General features: G+C 68.5%; 17 protein-coding genes. 8 read left to right on the forward strand and 9 right to left on the reverse strand.

Translation table 11 applies throughout. The features are described 5' to 3' along the window. Positions 1–52 precede the first annotated feature (52 nt). Both OHA88_RS24420 and OHA88_RS24425 read left to right on the forward strand, forming a co-directional pair. Positions 53–637, forward strand: a complete 585-nt coding sequence (locus OHA88_RS24420; protein WP_328627065.1) for a dihydrofolate reductase family protein — start codon at positions 53–55, stop codon at positions 635–637. Between the two features lie 64 nt (positions 638–701). Continuing rightward, positions 702–2084, forward strand: coding sequence for a serine hydrolase domain-containing protein (locus OHA88_RS24425; protein ID WP_328627066.1), 1383 nt, complete (start codon positions 702–704; stop codon positions 2082–2084). Between the two features lie 94 nt (positions 2085–2178). Here OHA88_RS24425 and OHA88_RS24430 read toward each other — a convergent pair whose 3' ends face one another. The 3 genes from OHA88_RS24430 to OHA88_RS24440 are packed head-to-tail and all read right to left on the reverse strand — an operon-like array spanning position 2179 to position 4332. Next, positions 2179–3342: a winged helix DNA-binding domain-containing protein gene (locus OHA88_RS24430; RefSeq protein ID WP_328627067.1), complete on the reverse strand. Its 1164-nt coding sequence runs from the start codon at positions 3340–3342 to the stop codon at positions 2179–2181. Positions 3343–3392: 50 nt separating this feature from the next. Then, a complete protein-coding gene (locus tag OHA88_RS24435) occupies positions 3393–3845 on the reverse strand; it encodes a GNAT family N-acetyltransferase (RefSeq protein ID WP_328627068.1) in 453 nt (150 codons plus the stop codon). Between the two features lie 19 nt (positions 3846–3864). Next, positions 3865–4332, reverse strand: a complete 468-nt coding sequence (locus tag OHA88_RS24440) for a MarR family winged helix-turn-helix transcriptional regulator (protein ID WP_328627069.1) — start codon at positions 4330–4332, stop codon at positions 3865–3867. 139 nt (positions 4333–4471) lie between these two features. Between OHA88_RS24440 and OHA88_RS24445 the strand changes: the two genes are divergently transcribed. Both OHA88_RS24445 and OHA88_RS24450 read left to right on the forward strand, forming a co-directional pair. After that, entirely contained in the window at positions 4472–5683 is a 1212-nt protein-coding gene (locus OHA88_RS24445) for an MFS transporter (protein ID WP_328627070.1), read from the forward strand. A gap of 56 nt (positions 5684–5739) precedes the next feature. After that, positions 5740–6171 carry a GlcG/HbpS family heme-binding protein gene (locus OHA88_RS24450; RefSeq protein ID WP_328627071.1) on the forward strand — a complete coding sequence of 144 codons (432 nt, stop codon included), beginning with the start codon at positions 5740–5742 and terminating at the stop codon, positions 6169–6171. A 129-nt stretch (positions 6172–6300) separates the two neighbouring features. On the opposite strand, the gene OHA88_RS24455 is transcribed toward OHA88_RS24450, so the two are convergent. Both OHA88_RS24455 and OHA88_RS24460 read right to left on the reverse strand, forming a co-directional pair. Next, positions 6301–7188, reverse strand: coding sequence for a GNAT family N-acetyltransferase (locus OHA88_RS24455; protein WP_328627072.1), 888 nt, complete (start codon positions 7186–7188; stop codon positions 6301–6303). A 5-nt stretch (positions 7189–7193) separates the two neighbouring features. Next, entirely contained in the window at positions 7194–7721 is a 528-nt protein-coding gene (locus tag OHA88_RS24460; protein WP_267004158.1) for a DUF2269 domain-containing protein, read from the reverse strand. Positions 7722–7869: 148 nt separating this feature from the next. On the opposite strand from OHA88_RS24460, the gene OHA88_RS24465 reads away from it, so the two are divergent. Beyond that, on the forward strand, positions 7870–9207 hold the full coding sequence (locus tag OHA88_RS24465; protein WP_443044381.1) for a globin domain-containing protein: 1338 nt from the start codon (positions 7870–7872) through the stop codon (positions 9205–9207). Positions 9208–9265: 58 nt separating this feature from the next. Here the strand turns inward: OHA88_RS24465 and OHA88_RS24470 are convergent, their stop codons facing one another. From OHA88_RS24470 to OHA88_RS24485, 4 genes are all read right to left on the reverse strand, one after another. Beyond that, positions 9266–9745 carry an NUDIX domain-containing protein gene (locus OHA88_RS24470; protein ID WP_267004160.1) on the reverse strand — a complete coding sequence of 160 codons (480 nt, stop codon included), beginning with the start codon at positions 9743–9745 and terminating at the stop codon, positions 9266–9268. 52 nt (positions 9746–9797) lie between these two features. Next, on the reverse strand, positions 9798–10694 hold the full coding sequence (locus tag OHA88_RS24475; protein WP_328627074.1) for a LysR family transcriptional regulator: 897 nt from the start codon (positions 10692–10694) through the stop codon (positions 9798–9800). Positions 10695–10903: 209 nt separating this feature from the next. Then, positions 10904–12034: a cystathionine gamma-lyase gene (locus tag OHA88_RS24480; protein ID WP_328627075.1), complete on the reverse strand. Its 1131-nt coding sequence runs from the start codon at positions 12032–12034 to the stop codon at positions 10904–10906. 85 nt (positions 12035–12119) lie between these two features. Next, positions 12120–12497 carry a phage holin family protein gene (locus tag OHA88_RS24485; protein ID WP_030930596.1) on the reverse strand — a complete coding sequence of 126 codons (378 nt, stop codon included), beginning with the start codon at positions 12495–12497 and terminating at the stop codon, positions 12120–12122. Positions 12498–12565: 68 nt separating this feature from the next. On the opposite strand from OHA88_RS24485, the gene OHA88_RS24490 reads away from it, so the two are divergent. The 3 genes from OHA88_RS24490 to OHA88_RS24500 all read left to right on the forward strand — a co-directional run bounded on the left by OHA88_RS24490 (position 12566) and on the right by OHA88_RS24500 (position 14257). Then, the gene (locus OHA88_RS24490; protein WP_328627076.1) at positions 12566–12883 is read left to right on the forward strand and encodes a cupin domain-containing protein; all 318 of its coding nucleotides are present in this window, start codon (positions 12566–12568) and stop codon (positions 12881–12883) included. 137 nt (positions 12884–13020) lie between these two features. Then, the gene (locus tag OHA88_RS24495; RefSeq protein WP_030930600.1) at positions 13021–13239 is read left to right on the forward strand and encodes a DUF5326 family protein; all 219 of its coding nucleotides are present in this window, start codon (positions 13021–13023) and stop codon (positions 13237–13239) included. Between the two features lie 247 nt (positions 13240–13486). Then, entirely contained in the window at positions 13487–14257 is a 771-nt protein-coding gene (locus OHA88_RS24500) for an IclR family transcriptional regulator (protein ID WP_328627077.1), read from the forward strand. Positions 14258–14345 lie beyond the last annotated feature (88 nt).

Below are 14345 nucleotides of genomic sequence, written 5' to 3' on the forward strand. Positions count from 1 at the left end.
CTATGAGTGTAGTGGTTGAGCGCTCCGCCAACCCTCATCGAACGGGGACCTCGTGCGAAAGCTGACCTACTTCATTGCCTGCTCCATCGATGGCTTCATCGGGGACCCGGGCGGCGACGCGTCGTCCATGTACCCGTTCGTGAACGAGGAGTTCATCGAGTTCCTCACGTCCCAGTATCCGGAGACGGTTGCGACCGAGGGCCGCCGCCAGCTCGGCTTTCACGACGCGGAGAATCAGAAGTTCGACACCGTGATCCAGGGAAGGGGCAGCTACCAGCTGGCGCTGGACATGAACATCACCAGTCCGTACGCCCAGCTGCGTGAGCTCGTGGCCTCGCGGACCCTGAAGGAATCGCCCGACCCGAACGTCGAGCTCATCTCGGACGATGTGGTCGGCAGGGTGCGGGAACTCAAGGCGCAGGACAGCGAGCTCGGAATCTGGCTCTGCGGCGGCTCACAGCTCGCGGGGGAGTTGCTCGACGAGATCGACGAGCTCGTGATCAAGACGTATCCGCTGGTCTACGGATCGGGCATGCCCATGTTCGGTTCGGATTTCGCGGCCACCGAGTTCGCGCTGGAGTCGGTGCGTATCTTCGACAACGGGGTGTTGGTCAGGACGTACAGCCGCAAGCGCTGACCTCTCGGCCCGCATACAGCGAAATGAGGTCGCCACGGAGCGGTTGCGCCGGTACTTGTTGACCATGACCTACCACTCAGAAGAACTGCTTCCCGGCACACAGCGCGCTCTGCTGCACCGCATCGCCACTGCGCAGGCCGAAGGCCGCGCCCCCTCAATCGTCGCCGCGGTGCAGCGCCAGGGCCGGACCGTCTGGAGCGGCTCCCGCAGCTGCGTCGACGGCCATGCCCCTGACGCCGATACGCAGTTCAGGATCGGTTCCCTCACCAAGACCTTCACCGCCGTACTGGTTCTGCGGCTGCGCGACGAGGGCCTGCTGGATCTCGACGACCCACTGGAGAAGCATCTGCCCGGCACAGGCGTCGGCGGTGTCAGCATCCTTCAGCTGCTCGGCCACAGCGCGGGACTGGGCGCCGAGTCGCCCGCACCCTGGTGGGAGCGGACGCCGGGCACGCTCCGTCCCGAACTCGCCGATGTCCTCGGCGAGCAGACCCGGATGCATCCTCCGGGCCGACGGCATCACTACTCCAACCCCGGCTACACACTGCTCGGCGCGCTGATCGAGGCGGTACGCGGGGCATCCTGGGCGGAGGTGCTGGAGCGCGAGATTCTGGAGCCGCTGGGCATGAGCCGTACGTCCACCCAGCCGCAGGCGCCGCACGCGGGTGGCTGGGCGGTGCATCCCTGGGCCGATGCCTTGCTGCCCGAACCTGCCGAGGACCTCGGCCTGATGGCTCCGGCAGGGCAGCTCTGGTCCACGGCCACCGACCTCCTCCGATTCGCCTCCTTCCTCGCCGAGGGGGACGACCGGGTTCTCGGCGCCGCCTCGGTGGAGGAGATGCGCGCGCCGTCGGCGCCGCCCGAGTCCGGTGACTGGGAGGGCAATTACGGTCTCGGCCTGCAGGTTGTACACCAGGACGGGCGCACCCTTCTCGGGCACACCGGTTCGCTGCCGGGCTTCCTGGCAGCGCTCTGGCTCAGCACCGAGGACGATGTGGCTGCGGTGGTGCTCACCAACACCACCTCGGGACTGTTCGTCGGTGAGGTCGCCGCAGACCTCGTGGGGATCGTCGCCGAGGCCGAGCCCCGTATCCCGGAGCCCTGGCGTCCGCTGACCGAGGTCGACGCGGAACTCCTCGCCCTCACCGGTCCTTGGTACTGGGGCACGCGTCCGAACATCCTGCAGCTGACCGCGGACGGGGGGCTGACACTGCAGCCGCTGCGTGGCAGTGGCCGTGGCGCCCGCTTCGTCGCGCAGCCTGACGGCAGCTGGATCGGTCTGGACGGGTACTACGCCGGAGAGACGCTCCGCGTCGTCAGGGCCGGCGACGGCAGCGTGAGCCACCTCGACCTGGGGTCGTTCGTCTTCACGCGTGAACCGTACGACCCTGCATCGGCCGTCCCCGGTGGGGTGGACGCAGAGGGCTGGCGAGGCCTCGGCGCCTGAGTGTCACGCCGTCGCGGCCCTGTGCCGCGTCGGCCTCAGGTTTCACGTGAAACGCGACGCGCGGTGACCGATACAGGCCGCCGACGCGGGCCGCTCAGGCCGTCAACTCCCTTTCCAATGGCGTACGGAAACGCGGAGTGATCCGCGTTTCACCCACCCATCCCGACAGCCGGGACGCCTCCGCCTCGATCGCGGTGGTGGCCTCCCGGCCGGCGTCGGTCAACAGCCGCCACATCGTCTCACCGTCGGCGCGCTGAGCCCAGCCGCCCACGATCCGGCCGTTCCACCACACCGTCGGTCCGACATTGCCGGCCCGGTCGAATAGCGCCGCCCGGTACTCGGCCGGAAAGTGGAAGCCGCGATCGGCCCAGCCCATCGCGCTCGGGTCGAGGGCCGGCAGCAGCGCCGCCCAGGGTTCCAGGACCGGTTCGGGTTCCGTGTCCCCCGGCGAGACCCAGCCCGTGGCACCGTTGTCGAGCCGGACCTCCTCGGCTCCGGCGGCTTCCAGCGCCTGGCGTACCTGGCCCAGGCTCCAGCCCGTCCACCACTTCAGGTCGGCCTCGGTCGCTGGGCCGTACGAGCGGAGCCAGCGCAGGGCCAGTTCCGCCTGTGCTGCTGCGGGCTCCCGGGCGGGCCAGGGCTCGGCTGCTGTCCATCGGAACTGGCTGGACGTCCAGGAGCCGCGCGGCCTGTCCCTGCGGATCAGGCCGTCGGCCGCCAGCACTCGTATGACGCGTGTGGCGACGCCCTGCACCGTCTCCTGCTTCTTGCCGGGAAAGACCGTGATCTTCGTACGCAGCGCCGGTACGGCGGCGGACAGCTCACTGCCGGTGGCGGAGCCGCGAGCCGTCAGGGCGGCGAGAGTCTCCTTCTCCGTCTCGGCGAGCCAGTGCGCGTCCAGTCCGTGCCCGTCGTCCCGCAGGTGCTTGAGGAAGGTCCGGCGCTCCTTGGCGGCCACAGCCCGGGCGTTCGACGCGTCGACGTACGGAGCGAGCCCGTGCGACACGGTGAAGAGGGTGTTGCGCATGGAGAGCAGCCGGACCAGCGAGACATCCTCGTAGAGAGCCCGTTCCACCGCGCCGACGCTTGCCTCGGACAGCCGGGCGCAGACGGAGAGAAAGACCGTGGCCGCGTCGGTGGCGTGCAGAGCCACGACCGCGTCGGCCACGGAGTCCGCCGACGCTGCCCGTACGGAGGGTGCCAGGAGATGGCGCCGGCCGAGCCTGGTCCTGCGCTGTGCGTCGCTGATGCCGTGCACCGGGACCTCCTTCGGTCCTTGGGATCCCGCCGTCCGGCTGGGAGCAGCGGTCAGAGGGCGAGCTTGAAGCCCACATGGCTGGCGATGAAGCCGAGTCGCTCGTAGAAGCGATGCGCATCGGTCCGGGTCGCGTCGGACGTCAGCTGGACCAACTGGCAGTCCTGGCGCCGGGATTCGTCCACGGCCCACTGGATCAGCCGAGTGCCGAGGCCGCTCCCGCGCTCATCGGCATGGACACGGACGCCCTCGATGATCGAGCGCGTCGAGCCGCGCCGGGACAGCCCGGGGATCACGGTCAGCTGCAGGGTCCCCACGACAGCGCCGTCGCGTACGGCGACTACCAGATGCTGGTTCGGGTCGTGGGCGAGCCGCTGGAACGCGGCGCGGTACGGGGCGAGGTCATCCGGTGACTCGCGCTGTGCGCCCAGTGGATCGTCCGCCAGCATGGCCACGACGGCCGGGATGTCGGTGAGGGCGGCAGGCCGTATCTCCAGATCGCTCATGACCGGCAGACTACGCAGATCACACGGTCCGCGCGGGGACCTTCAGCTCTTCGACCGTCCTGACGAGGGGAGCCAGCTCGGGATTCTTGGCGGCCTCGTCGAGAGCGGCACGCAACGCCGTGTCATTGGTCGGCCGGGCCTCGGCGAGAAGAGTGAGGCCGGCTTCGGTGACATCCGTGTAGATGCCGCGGCGGTCGGTGTCGCAGAGGTACCGGGTCAGCAGCCCCCGGTCCTCGAGACGGGTGACCAGGCGAGTGGTGGCGCTCTGACTGAGTACGACGGCGTCCGCGACCTGCTTCATCTGGAGATGGCCGCCCGGGCCGTTGTGCTGCCGGCTCAGGACGTCGAGCAGGGAGTACTCCCGCACGCTGAGGCCGTGCCCGGACTGCAGGGCCCGTTCGATGCGGGCCTCGATGTTGCCGTGGAGCAGGGAGAGGGCGCACCAGCCCTGGGAGAGGGCGGTCAGTGCGGGATCCGTCGCTGTCATGGTCTCTCCTCCGTGCGGGAGCTGCTTCCGTCCAGGATAGGGGACATCTGCAATAGCCCGCGCTTGCAATTAATCGGCGTCTGCAATTATTGTCGACGCTTGTAAGGCGCAGACGCAATCTTCTGGGAAGGTGAAACCCATGCCGCTCGCGCTCCTCGCCCTCGCCATCGGGGCATTCGGTATCGGAACCACCGAGTTCGTGATCATGGGGCTGCTCCCCGAGGTTGCTGCGGACTTCCAGGTCTCCATCCCGACCGCAGGATTCCTGGTCACGGGCTACGCCCTCGGTGTCGTACTAGGTGCCCCGCTGATGACGGTCCTCGGCACCCGGGTCACCCGCAAACGCATGCTGTTGCTCCTGATGGGGCTGTTCATCCTGGGCAATGCGGTGTCCGCCGTAGCCCCCGTCTTCGGCGTGATGCTCGCGGGACGGGTGATCGCCTCACTCGCCCACGGCGCCTTCTTCGGCATCGGCTCGGTCGTCGCGGCCGATCTGGTCGCCCCGCAGAAGAAGGCCGGCGCGATCGCCATGATGTTCACCGGCCTCACCGTCGCCAATGTCGTCGGCGTACCGCTGGGCACGTACATCGGGCAGAGCGTCGGGTGGCGCACCACGTTCTTCATCGTCGCGGCCCTCGGAGTCGTCGGCCTCCTCGGTGTGGCCAAGCTGGTTCCCGAGCAGCCGAGGGCCGAGGGCGTACGGCTCCGCCACGAGCTGGCCGCGTTCCGCAATGTGCAGGTGCTGCTCGCCATGGCGATGACCGTCCTGGGCTTCGGCGGTGTCTTCGCTGCGATCACCTACATCACGCCGATGATGACCGAGATCGCGGGCTACTCCGCGTCCTCCGTCACATGGCTGCTGGTCCTCTTCGGGCTCGGCATGGTCGGGGGCAATCTGCTCGGCGGCAAGTTCGCCGATCGCCACCTGATGCCGATGCTGTACGTGTCACTGGGCGCCCTCGCCGTGGTCCTGGCCCTGTTCACCCTGACCGCCCACAACAAGATCGCGGCAGCCGTCACCATCGTTCTGATCGGCGGCCTGGGCTTCGCGACCGTACCGCCGCTGCAGAAGCGCGTGCTCGACCAGGCCGCGGGTGCCCCGACCCTTGCCTCCGCCGTCAACATCGGCGCCTTCAACCTCGGCAACGCACTGTCGGCGTGGCTCGGCGGCATCGTCATCGCGGCGGGCCTCGGCTACACCGCACCCAACTGGGTCGGCGCCGCACTGGCCGCATCTGCCCTGGTCCTCGCCGTCCTCTCCAGCGTCCTGGAACGCCGGACGGTCACGCACAGCCGACGCGTCGCCGGTCACGTCCCCGAGCCGGTCGCAGTCGCCGAAGCCCGGCGCTGACACCCCCGCAGCCACCACACGTACATACGCCCCACCGCACCAAGGAGATATCCCGCATGACCACCACCCTCTCGCCGGCCGCCGTCACACCGCTGACCATCCAGGACGCGGAAGCGCTCATCGCCACTGCTCGCACCGCCGCGGAGGCCGCCGGTGTCACCGCTGCCGTCACGGTCCTCGACGCGGGCGGTCACCTGCTGGCTTTCCGGCGCGACGACCGGGCCGTTCTCATCGCGGGGGAGACCAGCACCCGCAAGGCGTACACGGCCCTCCAGCTCGGTGCCCCGACCGCCGACCTCGTCGACGCGGTCCAGCCGGGCGGGCTCTTCCACACCCTGCCGACCGCCCTTGACCGGCCGCTGCTCTTCATCGCCGGTGGGGTCCCGGTCTTTCGTGACGGCCGGCTGATCGGCGCCGTCGGCGTGGGCGGCGGCGCACCCGAGCAGGACCACGGCTTCGCGACGGCTGCTGTGGAGGCGCTCGCCTAGTCGGCGAACCACCGCACAGACAGAGGAAACGCATGAATGTCCGTTCCCGAGCGCCTGGAGAGCCACGGCACTCGGGGGCGGACATTCGCGGTTGCGCGGGCTGACAACACTTCGGCCGACCGGTCGGCGTCAGCCCGTCGCCACAGTCAGCGGCGCGAAGCGACGGGTCCAGTCGCCCGGCAGCTCCGGGGCCCGGTAGGTCATCACCGTGGTACCGGAATCGGCTTGCAGACCGCACTCCTTGAGCAGGCTCAGCAGCTCCTCGTGGCGTGCGTCGATATCCACGCGAAGGGGACGGTCCGTTGCCTTCGCGAGCGAGGTGACGAGCGCCTTCGCCGTGTCGGTGTCCCGGGCGATCAGCGGACCGACCGCATGGATCCGCTCACTCGGCCAGATCGCCGCGTAACCCACCAGCTCACCGTCGTCCTCCGCGACCCGCAGGTGGTCCGCGAACGCCGGCAGCCGGGCGAGAAGGTGCGTCCGGTCGGCACCGAAGACCTCGGTATCCAGCCGGAGCATGGCATGCAGATCCCCGGCGGCGGCCGGGCGGACGGTTACGGCACCTGCCGTCGGAACGCCGTCGCTCGATGCGTCGCTCGGCCGGAAGTGCCCGATCACTCGCTCTGCCCGCCCCACCGTTTCGAAGCCGAGCTCTTCGTAGAGCGGCCGCCCCGACTCCGTCGCGTACAGACTGAGCGAGGTATCCCCGGTCGCCTCGATCACATGGCCCATCAGACGACGGGCGATCCCCTGCCGTGTGTACCGCTCGGCGACGAGCAGCATGCCGATGGCGGCGAGGCCCTGGCCGTAGGAGGTCAGCACACAGGCGGCCATCAGGCCTTTGCCCTCGGGGTCGTCGATGCCGTAGCCCGTCCCCGCGGAGAGGAGCAGGCCCCATCGGAGCTCATCACGCGGCCAGCCGCGGTCCTCACAGAGATCGGCACAGGGGACCAGGTCTCCCCGGGTGAGACGCCGGACGGGTGCGTCGGCGTGCGGACGGGGCAGTGGGCTGGGCATGAGGTTCAGGCTGTCCGACGCAGTGATCGCTCGTCCACCGCTTTACCGGAACTGGCCGAGACGCGTAGCCGTCGGCCGCGCCGGGTCGGCCCCCATGGCTTCAGTACCGAGACCGCGGTGATGAAGAGATATGTGGCTGTTGCCACGGAAGGCGCGACGACCAGATTGATGTCGACGGCGCCCTGTGCCGCGGCTTCGTTGATGCCCGGTCGCAGCGAGAAGATCGACAGGGCCGTGGTGATCAGAGTGAGCCAGAACTTCGTCCAGACCCAACGGTGTCTGGCCAGGCCCCACGGGGTGCCGAGCGCCAGCACGAGACCGCTGAGGAGCGAGACCAGAGCGACGGGCACGACCAACCAGTCACCGAAGATCTTCATGGCGCGGGTCGCGGCCTGCGCGGTGGTGGTATCGCCGGTCAGGAAGGCCGTGATCCCGAGTGTCAGCAGGCCGACGGTGAGGCCCAGCCAACTGACGGAGACCGCGACATGGGCGACCAGGAGACTTCGGCGAGCGGGACGCTTGAGTGGTTTCACGTGAAACACGGTGCCTGGCAAAGGCAGTTGGGCGTCCGGCAGCGGGAGTATCCGTGCGTACTTGCTCGGGCGTACGTGGTGCCCTCCTGTCGCACTCTCCGGGCGGGTGCGGTGGGTCGAAGCCCTGCCGTGGATTCCGGGTACGGCCATGGGGCAAGGGAGCGTAACGGGAAACGTGGTTCGGATACCCGGACTTTCCGTTATTTGTCCGGCCTGGAGTCGGCGCAGGCATGCTGGGGCGAGGGGCCGCACGCGGTGGCTGCGAGCACTGTCGGCACGCAAGGCGACCAGAAGATGTTCGAGGCGAGGCACAGTTATGGACGCTCCGGCCACCATGCCCGGCGACGAAACTCTCAGATCTCCCGATGCGACCCTGATCCACCGCACCTTGACGGAGATCGTCCCTGTCGCGGACCAGGCCACCTCGTACTTCTACGCCTTGCTCTTCGTCCGCCACCCCGAACTGCGCGCCCTGTTCCCGGCCGCGATGGACACCCAGCGAGACCGTCTCCTGCGGGCGCTCCTGACGGCCGCCGACCGCATGGACGACCCCGATGGGCTAACCGCGTACCTCGGCGGACTGGCCCGGGGACACCGCAAATACGGCACCCTGCCCACGCACTATCCGGCGGTCGGCGAGGCCCTCCTCGGCGCCCTGAGCCGCTACGCCACCACGTGGGACGGGGCGGCCGAGGCGGCCTGGATCCGCACCTACACCACCCTGTCGCAGATCATGATCGACGCGGCCGCCGAGGACGAGGAACGAGCGCCCGCCTGGTGGGTCGCGGAGGTCGTCTCCCATGACCTCAGAACGCCCGACATAGCGATTCTCACGCTCCGCCCCGACCAGGCCTACCCCTTCCTGGCCGGCCAGTACACCGCCCTGGAAACCCCGTGGTGGCCGCGGATCTGGCGGCATTACTCCTTCGCCTCGGCGCCACGGCCCGACGGTCTGCTCACGTTCCACATCAAGGCGGTTCCGGCGGGCTGGGTCTCCAACGCATTGGTGCACCGGACCCGCCCCGGCGATGTCCTGCGGCTCGGCCCGCCCACCGGCTCGATGACGGTCGACCACACCACCCACAACGGTCTGCTCTGTCTGGGAGGCGGCACGGGCATCGCACCCATCAAGGCGCTCGTCGAGGATGTCGCCGAACACGGCGACCGGCGCCCGATGCAGGTCTTCTACGGTGCACGCAGCGACCGCGACCTGTACGACATCGACACGATGCTGCGGCTCCAGCAGACCTTTCCCTGGCTCGCTGTCCGCCCGGTGGTCTCCGGCGGGTCGGGCAGGGGACTGAAGGGCCTGTTGCCCGACGCGGTGCGCGAGCTCGGCCCGTGGCACGAGTACGACGCCTATCTCTCGGGCCCGCCGGGGATGATCCGCAGCGGCGTGGACGTACTCACGGGCATCGGCATGCCGCCCGGGCGCATCCGATACGACTCCGTCGAGGAACTGGCACCCACGACGGGCCCGGCCTGAACACGAGCCTGCCCCAGCTGGAGCAGGAGCAGGCAGAAGCAGGTCCCGGTGTCCCGGATCAGCCCAGGTCCGGCGCGTGCATCGCCCGCACGCCCTCGATATTGCCGTCCAGGTAGTGCCGCAATGACAGCGGTACGAGATGAACGGCGGCGATCCCGATCCGGCTGAACGGCACCCGTACGACGTCGTACTCGCCGCACGGATCCTCGATCTCGGGGCCGTGCCGGCGGGACAGGTCCATCGAGTCCAGCCGGCAGACGAAGAAGTGCTGCACCTTCACGCCTTTCACCCCACCGCCCTCGATGTGCTCCACGGTGTCGACGAAGCAGGGGACCACATCGGTGATCTTGGCGCCGAGCTCCTCGTCCACCTCGCGGTGCAGAGCGTCGACAACGGTTGCGTCCTCGGGCTCGACCCCGCCGCCCGGCGTGAGCCAGTACGGATCCACCCCAGGCTTGGTGCGCTTGATGAGGATGAGGTCGTTGCCGTCGAGCAAGATGGCGCGTGCGGTGCGCTTGACCACAGGACGTTCGGTCATGGCAAGAGAGTGGCCCACAGAACCCGTTCTGAAACACCCGCACGCCCGGGGGTCACCAGTCGGCTGCAGCGCGCACCAGCCACTCGTGCGCCCGCGCGATGTGAGCCAGGGCGAGTGTGCCGGTCCGCGCGGCCAGGAAGTAGGTGCGCAGCGGCGGGACCGGCGGGTCCAGGAGCGCCACCACCTCGCCGCGCTCCAGCGGCCCCTCGCAGAGATAGCGCGGCAGTACGGCAAGCCCGGCGCCCGCGGCGGTGCACTCCAGGACAGCCCGCAGATCCGGTGCTATGACGGTGCCCGCGGCCGTGGGACGGCAGTCGAAGACAGCCGCCCAGTAGCGGGAGACGAACGGCAGGCTCTCGTGCACTTCCACCACCGGCAGCTGCTCCAGCACCACAGGACCTTTGTGCCGCAGCGTGCCGGGGCCGAGGCGCGCGGCCCAGCGCGGGGAAGCGACCAGCACATGCTCCTCGTCGCAGAGCGGAGTCGCGGTGAGCAGCCCACCGCGCGGCCGGGCCGTTGCGATGGCCAGATCATGGTGTCCGGCGGCGAGGCCTTCCAGCGTCTCCTCGGCGTTGGCGAGGAACGAGCTGCGCAGGGCGAGGCCGTGGGAGACGAGGGGGGTGAGTGCGGGCAGAGCGCGCAGCGAGACGAATTCCGGGGGCCCGGCCAGATGCAGCGTCCGTACGGTCGACTCCTCGTCGACCCCGCTCTCGGCGATCTCGACCAGCGCGTCCAGATGGGGGGCGGCCCGGTGCGCGAGTTCGTCGCCCATGGTCGTCGGGGTCACGCCGCGGGCCCTGCGCAGGAAGAGCGGGCGGCCCAGCTGCCGTTCCAGTGTGCGTATCTGCGAGGTGACCGCGGGCTGGGAGAGGCCGAGCAGCGCGGCGGCCCGGGTGAAGGATCCGGCCCGGTGCACCGTCACGAAAGTACGCAGCAGGGCCAGGTCCACGTCCTGTCCCCTCCCACCCTTGCGAAGCGTCCGACCCGAACAACTATAAATATGTCGATAGGTCGCTGTCGCTACTGTGATTGGACACTGACGCAGAGTCAATTAGCCTTGTGCAGGCGGTTCTTCGCGCGTGGAACCGGGACGGTCCGAGCCACGAGGGGGGAGGCTCGGACCGTCCGTACGGCCATGTCTTCCTGTGCGCGGCCGGCTCAGCGCCGGCCCACCGCCTCGTCCAGCGCCCGCTCCACGTCGGCCACCAGGTCGTCCGCGTCCTCGGCCCCGACCGAGAACCGGATGAAGCCTTCCGGCACGGCGTCGCCGCCCCAGCGCGCCCGCCGCTCGGCGGTGGAACGCACGCCGCCGAAGCTCGTGGCGTCGTCGACCAGCCGCAGCCCGGCCAGGAAGCGCTCGGCGATCTCGCGGTCGGGCAGCACGAACGACACCACGGAGCCGAAGCGCCGCATCTGCCGCACGGCCACCGGGTACGAAGGGTCGGTGGGCAGCCCGGGATACCGCAGCCCGGTGACCTCCTGGCGCTTGCCCAGCGCCTCGGCCAGAACGAGCGCGTTCGCGCACTGCCGGTCGATCCGCAGTTCCAGCGTGGCCAGCGAACGGTGCGCGAGCCAGGCCTCCATCGGTCCGGGGATCGCCCCGACGACCTTGCGCCAGCGCCGCACGCCCGCCGCCAGTTCCGGATCGCGGCACGTCACGTGGCCGAGCAGGATGTCACCGTGTCCGGTCATGCCCTTGGTGTCACTGGCCACCGAGAAATCGGCGCCCAGCTCCAGCGGACGCTGACCGAGCGGGGTGGCGAGCGTGTTGTCGACAGCCACCAGGACGCCGGCCCCGTGCGCGGCCTCGATGAGCCGCCGCAGGTCGCAGACGTCGAGCCCAGGGTTGGACGGTGTCTCGATCCACAGCAGCCGGGCCCCTTCCAGGACCGCCAGCTGTGCGTCGCCTCCGGTCGGCGCGGTCCGCACCTCGACGCCGTACGCCTCCAGCTGCTGACGCACGAGCGGCAGCGCCTGATAGCCGTCGTCGGGCAGGACGACCGTGTCACCGGACCGCACCTGGGACAGCAGTACGGCTGAGATCGCCGCCATGCCGGAGGCGAACACCGTGGTCTCGACCGTCTCCCCCGGCGCTTCGAGCTCGCCGATGGCCCGCTCCAGATGGGTCCAGGTCGGATTGGTGTCCCGGCCGTACGTGTACGGGCCGGTCGGCTCGCCGGAGAGGTGGAAGTGCGCGGCGAATACCGGACCGGGCAGTGTGGGTTCGTACTGCTCCGGTTCGGGAAGCCCCGCCCGTACCGCCCGGGTTCCGTCACCCATGGTGCTCATGCTGTTCCTTCTGTTCTCTGGTCGTGCCGGCACTTCTGATCCAGCTGATCCTGCTGGTTCTGCTGATCGCTCTGATTCGGTCGGATCAGTCCTCGTCCGGCAGGACGACATTCAGTGCCCAGGACACGACCGAGATGATCAGGCCGCCGAGCACGGCGGTCCAGAAGCCCTCGACATGGAAACTGAGGTCGAACTGGTCGGCCAGCCAGGAGGTCAGCAGCAGCATCAGCGCGTTCACCACAAGGGTGATCAGACCCAGTGTGAGGATGAACAGCGGCAGGGTGAGCACCTTGACTATGGGCTTCACCACGAAGTTCACCAGCCCGAAGAGCAGGGCCACGAGTATCAGGGTGAGCACCTTGCGACCGGTACTGCCGCCGGACAGCGTGATGTTGTCGAGCAGCCAGATGGCCACGGCCAGCGCACCTGCGTTGGCGATCGTCTTGACTACAAAATTCTTCATGTGTCTGATCGTGGCAGACATGATCGGTGGCGAACACCGGCAGAACGAAAGCAAGGGGCGGACGGGCCATGAAGGCATTCAGACTGGACGAACTGGAGGCGGAACGGGCCGCCAACGACGGCGCGTATCTGCAGTTCCTGCGGGAGCGGAACATGTCCGTCGGCCTGTACGCGCTGGACGCCGGCGACCTCGATCCGCAGCAGCCGCACAACCAGGACGAGGTCTACCTCATTGTCAGCGGCCGCGCCTCGATCACCGTCGGCATGGAGACCACGCAGGTGGGCAGGGGAAGCGTGGTGTACGTACCGGCCGGTGTGGCCCACAAGTTCCACCACATCACCGAGGATCTGCGGGTCATGGTGGTGTTCTCTCCGCCGGAGAGCTGAGCCGGGCCCTCAGGGATCCCTAAGGGTTCGATCAGGGGAGTTCGGGGGCTCCGGTGCCCCCGCAGGCCACCCCCGCGCCTCTAGCATCGAAGCAGGTGCTCATCGAAGCCGTTACGCACAGAGACGAGGTTGGGACGATGGCCGTTCGGGAGATATTCGCGGGGATGCCCTGGTGGGTGAAGTGGGTCGCGGTGCCCGTCATCGCGATCGTCGTGTTCGGCGGCCTGATCGCCAGCGTGATCGGGTTCGTGATCGGTCTGCTCTTCAAGGTCCTGGTCTTCGTGATCCTGGTCGGCGGGCTCGTGTTCGTCGTACGGAAGTTCATGTCGTCCTCGTCGTCACGCGGCGACTGGTAGGCGGCGGCCGGTCACCAGTCGGGCAATTAGCCCAGCTGAGCTAAGTACCAGACGAAACGACACCCCTTGCGGACGCTGCCGCTACAGTGGCGGTCCGCTGTCGTTGCCTGGGAAACAACTGTCCGTCACCACCCTGACCAGTGGTTTGTGTACACGCCCGGTCTCCGGACCCCAGGTCTGCGGCAGGTCCGTGGGGGCGGCCCCCACGAACGGGCTGACTGCCCGTCACCATGCCTGGGGGTGACCTTTGACCACGGCATCGAGTACCGCTGTCCCGACGTTGATCGGTTCGGTTCAGCGGGCATTGAGGCTGTTGGAGGCTGTGGGCGCCCATCGGGACGGGGCGCCTGCGAAGCAGCTCGCACGGGAAGCGGGGCTCCCCCTTCCCACTGCCTATCACCTGTTGCGCACCCTGACCCATGAAGGCTATCTGCGCCGGGAGAACGGTGTGTTCCTCTTCGGCTCCGCCGCCGAGAGGCTGGTCGACGACGGTGCGCTGCAGAATCGTCGCAGCACCATGGCCCAGTCGCTGGCCCGCTGGCGCGACATCATCGGTGCACCGGTGTACTGCGCCGTCTACCGCGAGGGCGAGATCGAACTCATCGCGGTCGCCGACACCCCCGCAGCACCTGCGGTCGAGGAGTGGGCCTCGTTCCGGGAGACCGGACATGCTCATGCGATCGGCCAGTGCCTACTGAGCCGGCTCGACGAGAAGGCCCGTGAGGACCATCTGGATCGTCACCCTGTGCAGCCGCTGACCCGGTACTCGGTGCGGGACCGACCGGCGTTTCTTGAGCGGTTGAGGTCGTTGGAGCGAACGGAACCTGTTGTCGAACGACAGGAGTACGCCCTCGGAACGGTCTGCGCCGCCATCCCGATCGCAGTCGGATTCACGGCCGCCGCCATGGCCATTTCGGTACCTCTCGACGAGGAAGATCGCTTGCTCCCCGCAGTCGAACGACTACGCATTGAAGTGTCGAGCCTCTTGCGTTCGTTCGTGTTCTCTATCAGTATCTGAAAAATCACTCCTTGTGATCTGCTATCGCGTGCACCACGATGGCGTCAATAGGGCCATGGGGGATCATTCCTGGCCAGATTCATCTACT

Origin of the sequence: Streptomyces sp. NBC_00353 (assembly GCF_036108815.1) — a bacterium.
GTDB lineage: Bacteria > Actinomycetota > Actinomycetes > Streptomycetales > Streptomycetaceae > Streptomyces.

Bases quoted from the DNA above. Each gene is read 5' to 3' on its own strand.
- OHA88_RS24480 (WP_328627075.1), bottom strand. From the start codon at position 12,034: ATGAGCACCATGGGTGACGGAACCCGGGCGGTACGGGCGGGGCTTCCC.
- OHA88_RS24425 (WP_328627066.1), top strand. From the start codon at position 702: ATGACCTACCACTCAGAAGAACTGCTTCCCGGCACACAGCGCGCTCTG.
- OHA88_RS24470 (WP_267004160.1), bottom strand. From the start codon at position 9,745: ATGACCGAACGTCCTGTGGTCAAGCGCACCGCACGCGCCATCTTGCTC.
- OHA88_RS24450 (WP_328627071.1), top strand. From the start codon at position 5,740: ATGACCACCACCCTCTCGCCGGCCGCCGTCACACCGCTGACCATCCAG.
- OHA88_RS24445 (WP_328627070.1), top strand. From the start codon at position 4,472: ATGCCGCTCGCGCTCCTCGCCCTCGCCATCGGGGCATTCGGTATCGGA.
- OHA88_RS24455 (WP_328627072.1), bottom strand. From the start codon at position 7,188: ATGCCCAGCCCACTGCCCCGTCCGCACGCCGACGCACCCGTCCGGCGT.
- OHA88_RS24465 (WP_443044381.1), top strand. From the start codon at position 7,870: ATGGGGCAAGGGAGCGTAACGGGAAACGTGGTTCGGATACCCGGACTT.
- OHA88_RS24485 (WP_030930596.1), bottom strand. From the start codon at position 12,497: ATGAAGAATTTTGTAGTCAAGACGATCGCCAACGCAGGTGCGCTGGCC.
- OHA88_RS24435 (WP_328627068.1), bottom strand. From the start codon at position 3,845: ATGAGCGATCTGGAGATACGGCCTGCCGCCCTCACCGACATCCCGGCC.
- OHA88_RS24495 (WP_030930600.1), top strand. From the start codon at position 13,021: ATGGCCGTTCGGGAGATATTCGCGGGGATGCCCTGGTGGGTGAAGTGG.
- OHA88_RS24440 (WP_328627069.1), bottom strand. From the start codon at position 4,332: ATGACAGCGACGGATCCCGCACTGACCGCCCTCTCCCAGGGCTGGTGC.
- OHA88_RS24490 (WP_328627076.1), top strand. From the start codon at position 12,566: ATGAAGGCATTCAGACTGGACGAACTGGAGGCGGAACGGGCCGCCAAC.